The 15,984-nt window shown below is 64.9% G+C and carries 15 protein-coding genes; 5 read left to right on the forward strand and 10 right to left on the reverse strand.

Annotated features, from left to right (window positions below; translation table 11 throughout):
• Together N4T19_RS13905 and N4T19_RS13910 are read left to right on the forward strand one after the other, a co-directional pair.
• Positions 1-567, forward strand: a complete 567-nt coding sequence (locus tag N4T19_RS13905; RefSeq protein WP_182343827.1) for a pentapeptide repeat-containing protein — start codon at positions 1-3, stop codon at positions 565-567.
• Positions 568-629: 62 nt separating this feature from the next.
• Positions 630-1,472, forward strand: coding sequence for a ChaN family lipoprotein (locus tag N4T19_RS13910; protein WP_260718304.1), 843 nt, complete (start codon positions 630-632; stop codon positions 1,470-1,472).
• Positions 1,473-1,491: 19 nt separating this feature from the next.
• Here N4T19_RS13910 and garD read toward each other — a convergent pair whose 3' ends face one another.
• The 10 genes from garD to N4T19_RS13960 all read right to left on the reverse strand — a co-directional run bounded on the left by garD (position 1,492) and on the right by N4T19_RS13960 (position 12,429).
• Positions 1,492-3,063, reverse strand: a complete 1,572-nt coding sequence (gene garD, locus N4T19_RS13915) for a galactarate dehydratase (RefSeq protein WP_260718305.1) — start codon at positions 3,061-3,063, stop codon at positions 1,492-1,494.
• Between the two features lie 101 nt (positions 3,064-3,164).
• The gene (locus tag N4T19_RS13920) at positions 3,165-4,166 is read right to left on the reverse strand and encodes a Bug family tripartite tricarboxylate transporter substrate binding protein (RefSeq protein WP_116926238.1); all 1,002 of its coding nucleotides are present in this window, start codon (positions 4,164-4,166) and stop codon (positions 3,165-3,167) included.
• A gap of 56 nt (positions 4,167-4,222) precedes the next feature.
• Complete coding sequence (locus N4T19_RS13925) at positions 4,223-5,518, reverse strand: glucarate dehydratase family protein (RefSeq protein ID WP_116926237.1); 1,296 nt, start codon at positions 5,516-5,518, stop codon at positions 4,223-4,225.
• A gap of 54 nt (positions 5,519-5,572) precedes the next feature.
• Positions 5,573-6,868 carry a TRAP transporter large permease gene (locus N4T19_RS13930; RefSeq protein ID WP_260718307.1) on the reverse strand — a complete coding sequence of 432 codons (1,296 nt, stop codon included), beginning with the start codon at positions 6,866-6,868 and terminating at the stop codon, positions 5,573-5,575.
• 10 nt (positions 6,869-6,878) lie between these two features.
• On the reverse strand, positions 6,879-7,361 hold the full coding sequence (locus tag N4T19_RS13935) for a TRAP transporter small permease (RefSeq protein WP_116926235.1): 483 nt from the start codon (positions 7,359-7,361) through the stop codon (positions 6,879-6,881).
• Between the two features lie 101 nt (positions 7,362-7,462).
• Positions 7,463-8,428, reverse strand: coding sequence for a TRAP transporter substrate-binding protein (locus N4T19_RS13940; RefSeq protein WP_021025002.1), 966 nt, complete (start codon positions 8,426-8,428; stop codon positions 7,463-7,465).
• A gap of 81 nt (positions 8,429-8,509) precedes the next feature.
• A complete protein-coding gene (locus N4T19_RS13945; RefSeq protein ID WP_260718308.1) occupies positions 8,510-9,418 on the reverse strand; it encodes an SMP-30/gluconolactonase/LRE family protein in 909 nt (302 codons plus the stop codon).
• Positions 9,415-10,248 carry an NAD-dependent epimerase/dehydratase family protein gene (locus tag N4T19_RS13950; RefSeq protein WP_182343837.1) on the reverse strand — a complete coding sequence of 278 codons (834 nt, stop codon included), beginning with the start codon at positions 10,246-10,248 and terminating at the stop codon, positions 9,415-9,417. Before N4T19_RS13950 ends, N4T19_RS13945 begins: the two co-directional genes overlap by 4 nt.
• Positions 10,249-10,299: 51 nt before the next feature.
• Positions 10,300-11,511, reverse strand: coding sequence for a pyridoxal phosphate-dependent aminotransferase (locus tag N4T19_RS13955; protein WP_260718310.1), 1,212 nt, complete (start codon positions 11,509-11,511; stop codon positions 10,300-10,302).
• A gap of 24 nt (positions 11,512-11,535) precedes the next feature.
• On the reverse strand, positions 11,536-12,429 hold the full coding sequence (locus N4T19_RS13960) for an amino acid ABC transporter substrate-binding protein (protein WP_116926231.1): 894 nt from the start codon (positions 12,427-12,429) through the stop codon (positions 11,536-11,538).
• 236 nt (positions 12,430-12,665) lie between these two features.
• Here N4T19_RS13960 and N4T19_RS13965 point away from each other — a divergent pair, with 236 nt between their 5' ends.
• The 3 genes from N4T19_RS13965 (at position 12,666) to kdgD (ending at position 15,639) form a co-directional block, all read left to right on the forward strand.
• Positions 12,666-13,448, forward strand: coding sequence for a FadR/GntR family transcriptional regulator (locus N4T19_RS13965; RefSeq protein ID WP_116926230.1), 783 nt, complete (start codon positions 12,666-12,668; stop codon positions 13,446-13,448).
• Between the two features lie 243 nt (positions 13,449-13,691).
• Positions 13,692-14,669 carry a Bug family tripartite tricarboxylate transporter substrate binding protein gene (locus tag N4T19_RS13970; RefSeq protein WP_260718312.1) on the forward strand — a complete coding sequence of 326 codons (978 nt, stop codon included), beginning with the start codon at positions 13,692-13,694 and terminating at the stop codon, positions 14,667-14,669.
• 61 nt (positions 14,670-14,730) lie between these two features.
• Complete coding sequence (gene kdgD, locus N4T19_RS13975) at positions 14,731-15,639, forward strand: 5-dehydro-4-deoxyglucarate dehydratase (protein WP_260720302.1); 909 nt, start codon at positions 14,731-14,733, stop codon at positions 15,637-15,639.
• The last annotated feature ends 345 nt before the right edge of the window (positions 15,640-15,984 follow it).

Consider the following 15,984-nt stretch of genomic DNA (forward strand, 5'->3'; position numbering starts at 1 on the left):
ATGCAACAACCCAAAATCAAGCAGGCCCTGGCCGTGCTGACCCTGAGCCTGGCCGCTGGCGGCGTCTGGGCGCAAGGCGCCGTCATCTCGGCCCCCGGCGTCGATGTGCGCGGCGGCAGCCAAGGCGCCTCGGTCACCGTCAACGGTGCCGTCGTCAATGCGGCTTCGGGCCGTGGCGCCGTGGCCGAGACCAATATCCCCGGCCGCAGCAGCACCGTGCACGGTGGGGCCGGTGGCGCAGCCGTCGTCGTCGAAGGCCAGGGCAAAACGTCGGCCACCGTGCGCAGCCAAAAGCGCAGCGGTGGCGGCAACCAGGCCCATGTGAACGCCAATATGTCCGGCTCCAACCTGCCCCAGGCCAACTTTGCCGGCCACAGCTTCACGAATGTAGACCTGTCCAACTCCAACCTGCAGGGCGCCAACTTCCAGGGCGCCGAGCTGGTCAATGTGAGCCTGGACAACTCCAACCTGGCCGGCGCCAACCTGACGGGCGCCACCTTGGTCAACGTGTCGATGGAAGGCGCATTGACCACCGGCGCGATCTGGACCAACGGCCAGCGCCGCTGAGCGAGGACACGGCAACCCTTCAGGTCGACAGGCCGCAGGCCAGCCACTACGATGCGCGAATGATGCAAATACCATCCATTCGCAATGGTGGCTGGCTGTCCGGCCTGCTGGGTCTGGCGCTGCTGGGCGGTTGCACAAGCCAACCGCCCCAAGCCGCAGCCTCCGCCAACGCCGAATTCAACCTGGCAGCCTTGGCGCGCTCCAAAGCGCCCGATGTGCTGCTGCTGGGCGAGCAGCATGATGCGCCCGAGCACCAGCAGTGGCAGCAGACCACGGTGGCCCAGTGGGCCGCGCGACAGCAATTGGCCGCCGTGGTGCTGGAGATGGCCGACGCCGGTCACAGCACCCAGGGCCTGGCCCCCAGCGCCAGCGAAGCCCAGGTGCAGCAGGCGCTGGCCTGGAATGACAAGGGCTGGCCTTGGCGCCACTACGGCCCGGCGGTGATGACGGCGGTGCAGGCGGGGGTGCCCGTGCTGGGCGGCAACCTGCCGCGAGCGCAGATGCGCGATGTGATGCAGCAAACTCGCTGGGACAGCCACCTGCCCGCTGCTGCATGGCAGCGCCAGCTCGACGCCATTGCCGACGGCCACTGCGGCCTGCTGCCCGAGGGCCAGCTGGCCCCGATGGCGCGCATCCAGCTGGCCAAGGACGACAGCATGGCCCAGACCGCTAGCTCCCAGCTGCAGCCCGGCAAGACGGTGCTGCTGATCGCCGGGCGCGGCCATGTGCTGCGCAGCATCGGCATTCCGACCTGGCTGCCTGCGGGCACCCGCTCGGTGGTGGCCATTGGCCAGGCGGGCAGCCAGGCCCAGGCCGATGCGGCCGACCGCGACTGGGTACACAGCACCCCGGCGCTGCCGGCCCAGGACCACTGCGCCGCGCTGCGCGAGAAGTGGAAGAAGTAGAGGCCAAGCCTCTGCGTGCTCAGGTCACCGGGGCGGGGTTGAACAGCACCAGCGCATTGTGCAGCTGCCACTCCTCGGCCCAGGTCTTCTTGCGGCCGCTGGCCACCTCCAGCATCAGGCGGAACATCTCCCAGCCCATCTCCTCGATGCTCGCCTCGCCATCGGCAATGCGCCCGGCGTTCACATCCATCAGGTCATGCCAGCGGCGCGCCAGATCGCTGCGCGTGGCCACCTTGATCACCGGCACCTGCGCCAGGCCATAGGGTGTGCCGCGCCCGGTGGTGAACACATGCAGGTTCATGCCGGCGGCCAGCTGCAAGGTGCCGCAGATGAAGTCGCTCGCGGGCGTCGCCGCATAGACCAGGCCGCGCTCGATGCCGCGATCTGCGAGTCTCTGGCCGGGCGAGAGCACGCCGGTGATGGGCGCTGTGCCGCTCTTGATGATCGAGCCCATCGCCTTTTCCACGATGTTGGACAGGCCGCCCTTCTTGTTGCCCGGCGTGGTGTTGGCGCTGCGGTCCACCTTGCCCTTGTCCAGGTAGGCGTCGTACCAGGCCATCTCGTCGATCATCGCCTGCGCCACCTCAGGGGTTGAGGCGCGTGAGGTGAGCTGGTCAATGCCATCGCGCACCTCGGTCACTTCGCTGAACATCACGGTCGCCCCTGCGCGCACCAGCAAATCGGTGCAAAAGCCGACGGCCGGGTTGGCGGTGACGCCGCTAAAGGCATCGCTGCCGCCGCACTGCACGCCCACGACCAAGGCACTGGCCGGCACGGTCTCGCGCCGGCGCTGGTTCAGCCGTGCCAGGTGCGCCTCGGCGCGGGTCATGATGGACTGCACCATCGACATGAAGCCCACATGCGCCTCGTCCTGCAGGCAGACCACATCCAACGCGGGCGCGCGCGCATCGGCGATCGGGAAGGAGCCCGGCGGCAGCAGGCGCTCGGGCTGCAGCTTTTCGCAGCCCAGGCTCACGACCATCACCTCGCCGCCAAAGTTCGGGTTGTGGCTGATGTTGCGCAAGGTGCGCTGCGGGATCTCGGCACCCACCGCATCAATGGCCACGCCGCAGCCATAGCTGTGCTCGAGCCCGACGACATCGTCGACCTGCGGGTAGCGCGGCAGCAGCTCGGCCTTGATGCGGCGCACCGCAAAATCGAGCACGCCCGCCACGCACTGCACCGTGGTGGTGATGGCCAGGATATTGCGGGTGCCCACCGTGCCATCGGCATTGCGGTAGCCCTCAAAGGTATAGCCCTCCAGCGGTGGCAGATCGGGGGCCGGCACCGTGGCAATGGGCAGGCCTTCGAGCGAGCGGGCCTCGGGCATCTGCAGCAGGCGCTCATGCACCCAGCTGCCCGCGGCAATGGCCTGGCGCGCATAGCCGATGACCACGTTGTAGCGGCGCACGGCCTCGCCCTGCGCAATGTCCACCAAGGCCACCTTGTGCGCCTGCGGCACCTGCTCGACCAGCCGCAGGCCCGAGGGCAGCACCGTGCCGGCCGGCAGCCCGCCGTCATTGGCGATGATCGCGACGTTGTCCGCCGCATGCATGGAAATCGAAAGTGGGGTCGTTCTGGCTTGTGTCATGGCAAATACTCTCTACGGCGGTGCTCCGGCAGCGTAGCGCATGCGCGCTGCCGGCCCGCCTGGCACCTGTCGCTTTGCGCGACAGGGCCGCACGCAAACGCTCAATCGGCCTTGATGCCGGCGGCCTGGATCACCTGCGCCCATTTGGCCACCTCGGCCTTCTGAAACTCGGCCAGCTCGGCCGGCGTCATCGTCGAGGGCTGCATGCCAAAGGCCTTCAAACGCGTCTGCACTTCCGGCGTGGCGACGATCTTCATGATCTCGGCATGCAGGCGGTCCACCACGGGCTTGGGTGTGCCAGCGGGTGCAAACACCGCTTGCCAGGAGCCCATGTCAAAGCCCTTTTCACCAGCCTCGGCAATGGTCGGCACATCGGGCAGCGATTCCAGACGCTTGGAGCTGGTCACCGCGATCGGGCGCAGCTTGCCGGCCTGGATGTGCGGGCCCACGACCAGGGCCGTGTCAAACATCATGTCCACCTGGCCGCCGATGACATCCTGCACCGCCGGGCCGCTGCCCTTGTAGGGCACATGGGTGAACTTGACGCCCGTCTGGTAGGCCAGCAGCTCCAGCGCCATGTGGTTGGAGGTGCCGCTACCGGGCGAAGCCGAGGTCAGCCCGCCGCTGGAGGCCTTGGCCTTGCTGCCAGCCATCACATCGGCCAGGGTCTTGTAGGGGCTGGAGGCGGGCACCACCAGCACCAGCGGGCCCGAGCCCAGCATCGCGACCGGCGTGAAGGATTTGACCGGGTCGTAGTCGAGCTTGGAATACAGGCTGATATTGATCGCATGCGAGCTGATGGTGCCGCCCAGGATGGTGTAGCCATCGGGCGCGGCGCGCGCGGCCAGTGCCGAGCCCACGCTGCCGCCGGCCCCGCCCTTGTTCTCGATGATCATCGGCGTGCCCAGCGCCTTGCCCAGCGGCTGGGCGATCACGCGTGCCAGGGTGTCGGTATTGCCGCCGGGCGGAAACGGCACCAGGTAGGTGATGGATTTTCCGGTGGGCCAGCTGCTTTGGGCCAGCGCGGAGGTGCTGGCCAGGCCGGCGCCCAGCATCAAGGCGCTGGCCGCGAGGGAGCTTTGGATCAGGGTTCTGCGTTGCATGGATGTCTCCTTGGTTTGTAATCGTCAAAAGGCTGGTTCAATGAACTCGGTGGGGCTCAGAAACGCGGCTGCTTGCCGTCGAAGCTCGGGTCGTACTTGCGCATCTGGCCCAGGTCATCGCGGTTGCGGATGCCGCAGTGCAGGTAGTTGTCATGCAGGCGCGCCAGCGCATTGCGGTCCAGGCGCACGCCCAGACCCGGCGTGCTGGGCACGCGCAGGCTGCCCGCTTCAAACTGCAGGCGCCCGCCTTCGATGACCTCCTCGTCCTGCCAGGGGTAGTGCGTGTCACAGGCATAGGTGAGCAGCGGCACGCTGGCACACAGATGCGTCATTGCCACCAGGCTGATGCCCAGGTGCGAGTTGCTGTGCATCGACAGGCCCAGGTCAAAGGTGCGGCACAGGCTGGACAGGCGCTGCGTGGCGCGCAGGCCGCCCCAGTAGTGGTGGTCGCTCAGCACAATCTTCACCGGGCAGCCCATCTCGGCATTGCGCCGGAACTCGGCAAAATCGGTCACCACCATATTGGTGGCCAGCGGCACCTCACAGGCGCGGGCCACGGCCGCCATGCCGTCCAGCCCGGGGGCCGGGTCTTCGTAGTACTCCAGCACGCCGCGCAGCTTCTCGACAATGCGCAGGCTGGTCTCCACCGTCCAGTTGGCATTGGGATCGATGCGCAAAGGCAGGCCGGGAAAGGCCTCGGCCAGGGCCAGAATGCCGGCGGCCTCCTCATCGGGCGGCAAGGCCCCGGCCTTGAGCTTGATGCTCTGAAAGCCGTACTGGCCCATCATGCGCTGGGCCTGTGCCACCAGCTGCTGCGGTGTCAGCGCCTCGCCCCAGGCATCCGGGGCATAGGGCTGGCCGGCATGCTCGGCGTACTTGTAGAACAGGTAGGCCGAGAACGGCACACTGGGGCGCGCCGCGCCGCCCAGCAGATCCACGACGGGCGCATTCGCCATCTGGCCTTGCAGATCAAGCATGGCCACCTCGAACGCACTGACCACCTTGGCCACTGTTTTGGACACATGGGTGCCCGGCGCGAGCGACACCTGCTGGCCCAGAAACTCCGAGGCCGTTTGCACGGGCGGCGCCACCAGCGCGGCCACCCGCTGCTCCATCTCGTTGAGCGCCCAGGGCGACAGCCCCACCAGTGCCGGTGCCGCCTTGGCCAGTGCATCGAGCATCGGCTGGTCGCCATAGCTCTCATTGATGCCCACCAGGCCCGAGGCCGTCTCGATCTCGATGATGGAGCGCAGCGCCCAGGGCTCGTGGATGCCGGCAGCGTTGAGCAGCGGCGGATCGCGGAAGGCAATCGGCGTGATGCGGATATGGCGAATGGCGTGTGAGGTACTCATCGTGAAAACGCAGAAGAAAGCAGAAGGGGTGAAGGGTTGGGAGGCGGTGAATGCTTAGCGCACGGTCATGAAGATCTGCGGCAGCCAGGTGGTGAAGGCCGGCACAAAGGTCACCAGGCCCAGCGCAAAGATCAGCGCGCCATAGAACGGCCAGATGGTGCGCATGACGGTACCCACCGACACACCACCAATGGCGCAGCCGACAAACTGGGTCGTGCCTACCGGCGGGGTGTTCAGCCCCAGCGCGCAGTTGATCAGCAGCACAATGCCGAACTGCACCGAGCTCATGCCGTAGTGCTGGGCAATCGGCAAGAAGATGGGCGTGCACAGCAAGATGGTGGCGGCCATGTCGAGGAAGGTGCCGAGCAGAAACAGGATGATGTTGATCAGCAGGAACACCATCCAGGGCGTGGTGGTGACCTGGGCCAGCATCTGCCCGGTGAGCTCGGCCACGCCGTAGAGGCTGATCAGGTAGCCAAAGGTGCTGGAGATGCCGATCAGCAGCAAGATGATGCCGGTGTTGCGCACGGCCTTGGAGGCGGCCTTGACAAAGTGCGACCAGCTGAGCGACCGGTAGACAAACACCGTCAGCGCCAGCGCATAGAGCACGGCGACCACGGCCGACTCGGTCGCGGTGAACACGCCCGACAGAATCCCGCCCAGAATCAGCACCACGACAAACAGACCCGGCAGCGCCGCGGCCAGGCTGCGGCCCACGACCTGCCAGCCGGGGAAGGTGCCGGCCGGGTAACCACGGCGGCGTGCCACCCAGTAGGCCGCGCCCAGGTTGCTCAGGGTCAGGATCAGCGCCGGGATGATGGCCGCCAGAATCAGCGCCGCAATCGACACCTTGCCGCTGGCCGCCAGCGCATAGATGATGATGTTGTGGCTGGTGGGCATCAGTGCGCCCACCAGGGCCGCATGCGTGGTCACGTTGACCGCGTAATCGGCGTGGTAGCCCTCTTTCTTCATCATCGGGATCATCACCGCACCCATGGCCGAGACATCAGCCACCGGCGAGCCCGAGACGCCGCCAAACAAGGTGCAGGCCACTACGTTGGACATGCCCAGGCCGCCGCGCACATGGCCGATGAGCGCCCGCGCAAAGTTGACGATGCGGTCGGCAATGCCGCCGTGCAGCATCAGCTCGCCGGCAAAGATGAAGAACGGAATCGCCAGGAAGGAGAATACCCCCATGCCGGCAGTCATCTGCTGAAAGCCCACCTCCAGCGGCAGCCCCTCAAAGGCCAGCGTGGCCAGCGCAGACAGACCAATGGAGAAGGCCACCGGCACGCCCAGCAGCAGCAGGACGGCAAAGCTCAGGCTCAGAATCAGCAAGGCTGTGGTCATCGCCGCGCTCCTAGTTGGGCTGCACTTCGCGGCCTTGCGCGAGTGCGATCAGGTGTTCGATGGAAAACAGCACAATCAGGCTGCCGGCAAGGATGGCGGGCACGTATTTCCAGCCTTCGGACACGCCCAGGGTCGGCAGGCGGTAGTCCCAGACCGATTCGGCCAGCGACGCGCAGCCATAGGCCATGGCCGCGCCAAACACCAGGATCAGCGCATGGATCAGAAACTCCATCTTGGTGCGCAGCCAGTCCGGCGCCAGCACCAGGAGCGACTCCAGCCCGATATGGCCGCTGTCGCGCACGCCCACGGCGACGCCGAACATGGTCACATAGAGCACCAGCAACAGCGACAGGCTCTCGGCCCAGGTGGGCGTGTTGTTGAGCACATAGCGGCCAAACACCTGCCAGCTCACGGCAGCAATCAGCAGCATCAGGCCGGCAATTCCCAGCCACATGCACAAGCGCGACAAGGCGCTGCAAATCTTGGTAAACATCGTGGTGCCCGTGCAGGCCCGGGGCGTACAGCCTCCGGGCAAAGAGTTGCAAGGAGCCAGCACCCGGCGGGCACTGGCATTGGCGTGGGATCAGCGGCGGATCAAGGTGTTTCCTGCGCGCGCTTGACCAGGTCTTTCAACTTGGCATCGGTGATGAACTTGTCATACACCGGCCGCATCGCCGCCTGGAACGGGGCCTTGTCCACCTCGATGATCTCGGCGCCGCCCGCCTTCACGACCTCGAGCGACTTGGCCTCACGCTCGGCCCACTGCTTGCGCATATAGGGCACCGACTCCTTGGCGGCCTGGCGTACCCAGCGCTGCTCCTCGGGCGAGAGCTTGTCAAAGGTGCGTTTGGAGAACAGCAAAATCTCCGGCGCCATCGAGTGCTCGGTCTTGCTGAAGTACTTGGCGACTTCGAACGAGCGCGAGCTCTCAAACGTGGGGTAGTTGTTTTCGGCCGCATCGATGAGGCCGGTCTTCAGCCCGGTGTAGACCTCGCCCATCGGCATTGGCGTCGCATTGGCGCCCATCGCTTCGAGCATGCTCACCCACAGGTCGGACTGCTGCACGCGCACCTTCATGCCCTTCATGTCGGCCAGGCTCTTGACCGGCCGCTTGGCGGTGAACATGGAGCGCGCACCACTGTCGTAAAAGCCCAGGCCGATGAAGCCCTGTTTTTCGCAGGCTTTGAGGATCTCTTCGCCCACGGGGCCATCGAGCACCTTGTGCATGTGCTCCACTGAGCGGAACAAGAAGGGCATCGTGGGCACCACGGTCTCGTTGCAGACATTGTTCATCGCGCCTACGTTGACCCGCACCATCGCCAGCGCGCCGATCTTGGCCTGCTCGATGGTTTCCTTCTCGCCCCCCAGTGCCCCGTTGGGGTAGACGCGGATGCTGTGCTTGCCGCCGGACAGCGCCTTGAGGCGCTCGCCCATGAACTTCACCGCCTGCACGGTCGGGTAGTCGTCCGGGTGGATATCTGATGAACGAAATTCGGTGGCCTGCGCGCTGAGCGCCAGCAGACCGGCAGCCAGCGCTGCACTGAGAGTGGAAAGTCGCATTTGTCTACCTCGTTATCTCTATGGTTGGGGGAACATGCCCGAATGGTTTCCGGGTCTCTGGGTCACACACACCTCGCCTGTTTACAGGGGCCGAAATTCCGTCTCCTCCATTCCTGAAACGCCTGGGCGCAGCGCAAACACGCCACCGGCCAGCGGTTGGTCCGACAGATCGATACCGTCCTGCCGTATCGATGTGACATAGAGCACATCCAGGCCCGGGCCGCCAAAGGCGCACATCGCCGGCTTCTTGACCGGCAGCGCCAACGAGCGGTCCAGCCGGCCATCGGGCCGGAAGCGGTGCACCAGGCCCGCGTCGTTGCCGCAGATCCAGTAGCAGCCTTCGGCATCGATGGCCGCGCCATCGGGCCGGCCCGGCAGGCTCGTCATATCGACAAACAGGCGGCGGTTGTGGGGTGTGCCGGTGTCCGCGTCGTAGTCAAAGGCCCAGATCTGCTGGCTGCTGGGGTGCGAATCCGACAGGTACATGGTTCGCCCATCGGGGCTGAAGGCCAGGCCGTTGGGCGTGACCAGCGGGCCCAGCTGCAGATCCTGCGCGCGGCCTGCCGCCATGTCCTCTGCCCCAAAGCGGTAGAGCTTGCCCACCGGCTGCGCGGCGGCCATGTCCATCAGCATGCTGCCCGCCACAAAGCGGCCCTGGCGGTCGCAGCGCCCATCGTTAAAGCGCATGCCTGGCATGGCGTGGACGACGGCAGCCAGTTGTTGGGTGTGAGCCTCACCATCGCCCAGCGTCACCTGGTAAATGCCGTCTTCCAAGCCGGCAATCCAGCTGCGCGGCTCGCCCTGCCAGGCGGCGATGCAGGCCAGCATCTGCGGCAGCTGCCACTGCGTGGCGGCGCCCTGCCCCGGCTGCCAGCGCTGCAGCAGGCCGCGCGGTATGTCGGCCCAGTACAGCGCAGCTTCCTGCGCACGCCACACAGGGCTTTCGCCGGTGGCATTGCGGGCGTCGAGCACCAGCTCGGCGGCTGTCATGCAGACGGCTCCGGCGCATCGCCAAAGGGGCCTTGGGCGGTGAAGGCCCCGCCCTGGTAGACGGCGACCGGGTCGTTGGCCGCAGGGGCGGGTTGTGCCTCCACCTGGGCGCGCCAGGGCTCGGAGCTGTCCTTGGGCACAAAGCCCAGGTGGGCAGCGGCATGGTTGTCCCACCACAGGTCGCGGTTGGCCGATGCGCCGTAGACGACGGTATGGCCAACGTTAGGGGTGAACAGGCTTTTCTCGACCAGCTGCACCAGGTCGTCATAGCTCAGCCAGCTGTGCATCATGCGCCGGTCCTTGGGCGCGGGAAAGGACGAACCAATGCGTATGCTCACCGTCTCGATGCCGTAGCGGTCAAAGTAGAAACTCGCCATGTCCTCGCCAAAGGATTTGGACAGGCCGTAGTAGCCATCGGGGCGGCGGCGCGCATGGGCGTCGATCTTCTCGCTTTGCTGGTAAAAGCCGATCACATGGTTGGAGCTGGCAAACACAATGCGCTTCACGCCGTGGCGGCGCGCGGCCTCGTAGAGGTGGAAGATGCCTTTGATATTGGCCTCCAGCACCTCTTCAAAAGGCCGCTCCACCGACACACCGCCCAGGTGCACGATGGCGTCGCAGCCGGCCACCATCGCGTCGACGGCCTGCTTGTCGGCCAGGTCGCAGGGGACGACTTCTTCTTGCGCATCCCGCGGCGCGCCCATGCCGGCGATGTCGGACACGCGCAGCACAGGGGCCAGGCCGCGCAGGCGCTGGCGCAGCACCTGGCCCAGGCCGCCGGCAGCACCAGTCAACAGCAAGCGTTGCAGCGGGGTTGTTTGTGCCTGCATGGCCTGCTCCTTTCCATAAAAAAAGGCGCTTATGAAAAGCGCCTGGGGTGGTCAGCCTTGAGCCAGGCCGTCGATGGCAGAACGCATGTTCTTCAGGGCCTTCACCACCAGCGCAGGGTCGGTGGCGAACGACAGGCGGATATAAGGCGACATGCCAAAGGCCGCGCCCGGCACGGTGGCCACATTGGCCGCCTTGAGCAGAAAGCTCGAGACGGCAGCATCGCTGTCCAGCACCTGGCCTTCGGCCGTGCGGCGGCCGATCAGGCTTTGGCAACCGAGGAACAGGTAGAAGGCGCCATCGGGCACCGACGACAGGGTCAGCTCAGGCACGATGGCCAGCTCGCGGTGAATGGTCTCGAGCCGGTCCACAAAGGTCTGGCGCGCCTGGCGCACGCAGTCCTGGTCGCCCAGCAAAGCCGCTTGCGCAGCGGCCTGCGCCACCGATGTGGCACTGGTGCAGCTTTGCGATTCGAGCTTGTTCATGCCGCCGATCAGCTTCTCGGGGCCTGCCGCATAGCCAATGCGCCAGCCGGTCATCGCGTAGGACTTGGAGACGCCGTTGATGATCAGCATGCGGTCCTTCAGATAAGGACAGGCCTGGGCGAACGAGACAAAGGGCACACCGGTCAGGATGATGTGCTCGTAGATTTCATCGGACATGACCAGCACATCGGGGAAGTCCTTGAGCACCTCGCCCAGCGCCTGCAGCTCGGCGCGGCTGTAGACCGCGCCGGTGGGGTTGCCGGGACTGTTGATGATCAGCCAGCGGGTCTTGGCCGTGATGCTCTGGCGCAGCGCGTCGGGCGTGAGCTTGAAGCCCACCGCTTCTGCGCAAGGCACATAGACCGGCACGCCGCCATGCAAGGCCACGATGTCGCCATAGGACACCCAGCAAGGGGTGGGCACCACGACTTCGTCGCCGCTCTCCAAGGTCGCCATGAAGGCATTGAAGATCAGCTGCTTGGCGCCGACACCGGTGGTGATCTCGGCCACCGTGTAGTCGAGTTCGTTGTCCTGTTTGAACTTCTGCGCAATCGCCTTGCGCAGGCTCTCGGTGCCGGCCGGCACCGTGTACTTGGTGGCACCGGCCTTGGCCGCGGCCATCGCCGCATCAATGATGTGCTCGGGCGTATTGAAATCGGGCTCGCCAATGCTCAGGTCGATGACATCGATGCCTTCGGACTTCATCTTCTTGGCCAGCGAGGAAATCGCCATGCTCGGCGACGAAGGCAGGCCCTCGACTTTTTGACTTAGCTTCAACATAAATTCGCAATCGCTCGGTTTCTCTTAGATGCCCTTGTCATTGGGGTTGGCGTAGAGCGCCTTGGTCGAATCGCTGAGCGGGAAGTTGATGTTCACGTTGCGCGGAGGGATCGTGGTCATGAACCACTTCTGGTAGAGCGCTTCCATCTCGCCGGACTTGATCATCGCGTAGACGGTGTCATCGACCAGCTTCTTGAACGTCGGGTCATCCTTGCGCAGCATCACGCCATAGGGCTCGGTGCGCAGCGGCTCGTTGAGGATCACATACTGGTCGCGCTGGGGCGAGGTGGCGATAAAGCTGGCCAGTTGCACGTCATCGAGCACAAAGGCGTCGGCCTTGCCCGATTCGAACATCACAAAGGCTTCGGACGGGTCCTTGCCATAGACCTCGTTGAACTTCACGTTCTGGGCCTTTTTGTAGGCGCGCAGCAGCTGGATCGAGGTGGTGCCGGTCACGGTGGCCACATTGCGGTTTTGCAGATCGGCAATACCTTTGACTGGCGAGTCCTTGCGCACGGCCAGGGTCACATTGGCCGAGAAGTAGCTCGGCGAGAAGGAGACTTGCTCCTGGCGTGCAAGGGTGTTGGTCACCGGTGTGCAATCCAGATCGACGGTGCCGTTCTGCACCAGCGGGATGCGGCTGGTGGGCGTGGTGATCAGGTACTTGATTTCCATCTTCTGCAAGCCCGCCGCCTTTTGCGCCGCCTCTGCTACCTTCAGGCAGATGTCATTGATCAAGCCGATAGGGTCCGCATTGCCATTGACCTTGTAGCTGAAGGGCACGGACATGTCGCGCGCACCGATGGTGATCGCGCCGTTCTGCTTGATCTTCTCCAGCGTGGAGGTCTGCGCTTGCGCCAGGGAAGCAGCCAGCAGAGTGACGGCACATACGGTGGTTTTGGAGAAAAGCTTGAGCATGATTGGAAAGTAGGTTACAACAAGGCATCAGTCATGTGTTGTCTGACGACAGGTGTGAATTATGATCACAGCTATGCTTAAAAGCCCCTCGGAATTACCCGCATCCTCGTCAATGGCATCAGGCCAGGATGCCACTTTGCACGGTTGCCACACCCCGCAAGGCAGCTGCTTGGCCCACCTTCAGCCGGATCACAGCCATGCTTAAAAGCCCCTTGGAACTCGCTACAACCCCATCGATGGCCATAGACTCCGCCGCCAGTCTGCGCGGCAGCCGTGCCGCCAAGGGCAGCCGCAGCCTGGCCAATCTGTTGTCGGAAGAATTTGAAAACAAGATCCGCCAGGGGCTGTTGCAAGAGGGCGACAAGCTGCCCACAGAAACCGAACTGGTGCGCAGCTATGACGTCAGCCGCACAGTGGTGCGCGAGGCGTTGTCCAAATTGCAGGCCTCGGGTTTGGTGGAGACCAAGCACGGCATCGGCACCTTTGTGCTGCCCGCGCGCAGCACGCCGGGCATGGTGCTCAGCGCCCACGAGCTGAGTGAATCGGTCGATGTGCTCGCGGTGCTGGAGCTGCGCATCAGCCTGGAGACCGAGGCGGCGGGACTGGCTGCGACCCGGCGCCAGGAGCCGCATCTGCGCGCGATGCGCACTGCGCTGCAGGCCTTTGAGCAGAACTTTGCACTGGGCCGCGAGACCGTGAGCCATGACCTGGACTTTCACCTGAGCATCGCCAAGGCCACCGGCAACCGCTATTTCCAGGAGATCCTGCAGCACTTTGGCTCGATGCTGATTCCGCGCAACCGGATTGCCTCGATCCACATCCCCACGCGCGACCCGGACTACCTCAAGCGCGTCAACCGCGAGCATGAAGAGATCTTCTCCGCGATCGAGCGCCAGGATGCGGACTCGGCCCGCGCTGCGATGCGCATCCACCTGACCAACTCGCGCGAACGCCTGCGCCTGGCACAGCGCCTGGCCCAGGAGCAGCAAGCAACCGGCGCACCAGGCAGCGAGCGCTAAGCCGCGCAGCAGCCCGGCACGGGGCTGCTGCCTTCACGCCCCGGGTCGCGCCACCGCTGCGCCCGCCACACCTATCCGTTGGCGCAGCGCCCGGCCCGCCCCAGCGCCAGCCCACGGCGGCGCCAGGCGGCATGACCGGCCCAGCCGCCCACCCACACAAGCGTTTCCCCTAGTCAACCAAAGCTTGGCGATCTGCGTTTTGAGTTGTATGATGTCTTATATCTAAAAAGGAGACAAAGACCTATGCATCGCCGTTCGCACCTGATCTATTCAGCGCTGGCCCTGGCCGCCGGTAGCTTGTTATCGACTCCGCTGTTGGCGGCCGATGCATGGCCCAGCAAGCCGATCCGGCTGATTGTTCCCTACCCGCCCGGCGGCAGTTCGGACATCATTGCGCGCTCGATCGGCCAGCTGATCTCGCAAGAGCTCAAGCAGACGGTAGTGATCGACAACAAGCCCGGAGCGAACGGCAACCTGGGCGCCGAGTTTGTCGCCCGCGCCCAGCCCGATGGCTACACCTGGCTGCTGTGCGACCTCGGAGCGCTCGCGATCTCCCCGTCCATCTACACCAAGCTGAGCTTTGACCCCAGCAAGGACCTGCGTGGCGCCGCCATGCTGGCCTACTCGCCGCACATGCTGGTGGTGCACCCGTCGGTGCAAGCCAACAACCTGCAGGAGCTGGTGGCCCTGTCCAAGAAGCAGGACCTGAACTTTGCCGTCACGGCCACCGGCAGCGCGCCGCATCTGGCCGGTGTCGAGCTGGCCCGGCTGACGGGCGCCAAATGGGTCTATGTGCCCTACAAGGGCGGCGTGCAATCGGTGCAGGACACGGTGGCTGGCCAGACCCAGGTGCTGATGAACGGCATGCTGGCCACCTACCCCCATGTGCAAAGCGGCAAGTTAAAGCTGCTGGGTATCTCCAAGAACACCCGCATGCCGCTGATCGCCGATGTGCCGACCCTGGCCGAGCAAGGCGCAGCCGGCTTTGCCTCGGGCACCTGGCAAGGAGTGGTACTGCCGGCCAAAACGCCAGAAGCGGTGATCCAGAAGGTGAACCAGGCGCTGCTGACTGCCATCCGCTCGCCCGAGGTGCGCTCGCGCCTGACCGGCCAGGGCGCCGAGGTGGTCACGATGACGCCGGCCGAGACTGACCAATTTTTCAAGGCCGAACGCCAGCGCTGGCGCACGGTCGTTCAAACCGCCAATCTGCAGCTCGATTGAGCCGCCCGGATTTGGTACTGTCGATTCCCTCTCTTTTCTTTGAAAGTTTGATATGAGCACCATGAGCCCCCAGGATGTGAAGAACGTGATGAGTTCCGGACTGCTGTCCTTCCCCATTACCGACTTTGATGCACAAGGCAACTTCAATGCCAAGGGCTATGCCGAGCGCCTGGAATGGCTGGCCCCGTTTGGCGCCAGCGCGCTGTTCGCCGCTGGCGGCACCGGTGAGTTCTTCTCGCTGACCGCCGAAGAGTACCCTGCGATCATCAAGACCGCCGTGGACACCTGCAAGGGCAAGGTGCCGATCATCGCCGGTGCAGGCGGCCCGACCCGCTTTGCGATCCAGTGCGCACAGGCTGCGGAAGCCGCTGGCGCCCACGGCATCCTGCTGATGCCCCACTACATGACCGAAGCCAGCCAAGATGGCCTGGCCGCGCACGTCGAAGCCGTCTGCAAGAGCGTGAAGTTCGGCGTCATCATCTACAACCGTGGCGTGAGCCGTTTCACCCCCGAGACCGTTGCCAAGCTCTGCGAGCGCAACCCCAACCTGGTCGGCTTCAAGGACGGCGTGGGCGACATCGAAGCCATGTCGGCGATGTACCTGACGATGGGCGACCGCCTGGCCTACCTGGGTGGCCTGCCAACCGCCGAAGTCTATGCCGCCGCCTACAAGGCACTGGGCACGCCGGTGTACTCTTCTGCCGTGTTCAACTTCATCCCCAAGACCGCCATCCGCTTCTACGAAGCCGTGCGCACCGATGACCACGCCACCCAGCACCAGCTGCTCAAGGACTTCTTCATGCCCTACCTGAAGATCCGCAACCGCAGCGCTGGCTACGCCGTGTCCATCATCAAGGCCGGTGCCAAGCTGGTGGGCCACGATGCCGGTCCGGTGCGCGCGCCTTTGGCTGACCTCAAGCCCGAGGAAGTCGATATGCTGGCAGCATTGATCAAGAAGGTCGAAGCCTGATCGACCTCGCCTAACCAGCCCGGCTCCACAGCTGCACTAAGAACCTGTTCAAAGTCTCCTCGCGCCGCGACAGTGTCTTTGCGGGATGGGATGCTAGGCGCAGTGCGCAGCCAATAGCCAGCTATTGGCAAGCGCTGCAACGCCGCAGACCGCCCCTGCCCGGGCGGCCCTAGCCGGGCGCCCGCAAAGCCACTGTCCCGAAGGGTTGGAGTGAAATCGGGCGATTTCTGCGCGCTGGCCCTTGCTTGCACCCCGGTGCAAGCTGCGTTCCATCCCTTCGAACTCATCCCGATTGCACTCCAACGCGGCTGCGTAGTGACTTTGAACAGGTTCTAAGCCGCTGGG

Source organism: Comamonas squillarum, from assembly GCF_025309455.1.
GTDB classification, from domain to species: domain Bacteria; phylum Pseudomonadota; class Gammaproteobacteria; order Burkholderiales; family Burkholderiaceae_C; genus Comamonas; species Comamonas squillarum.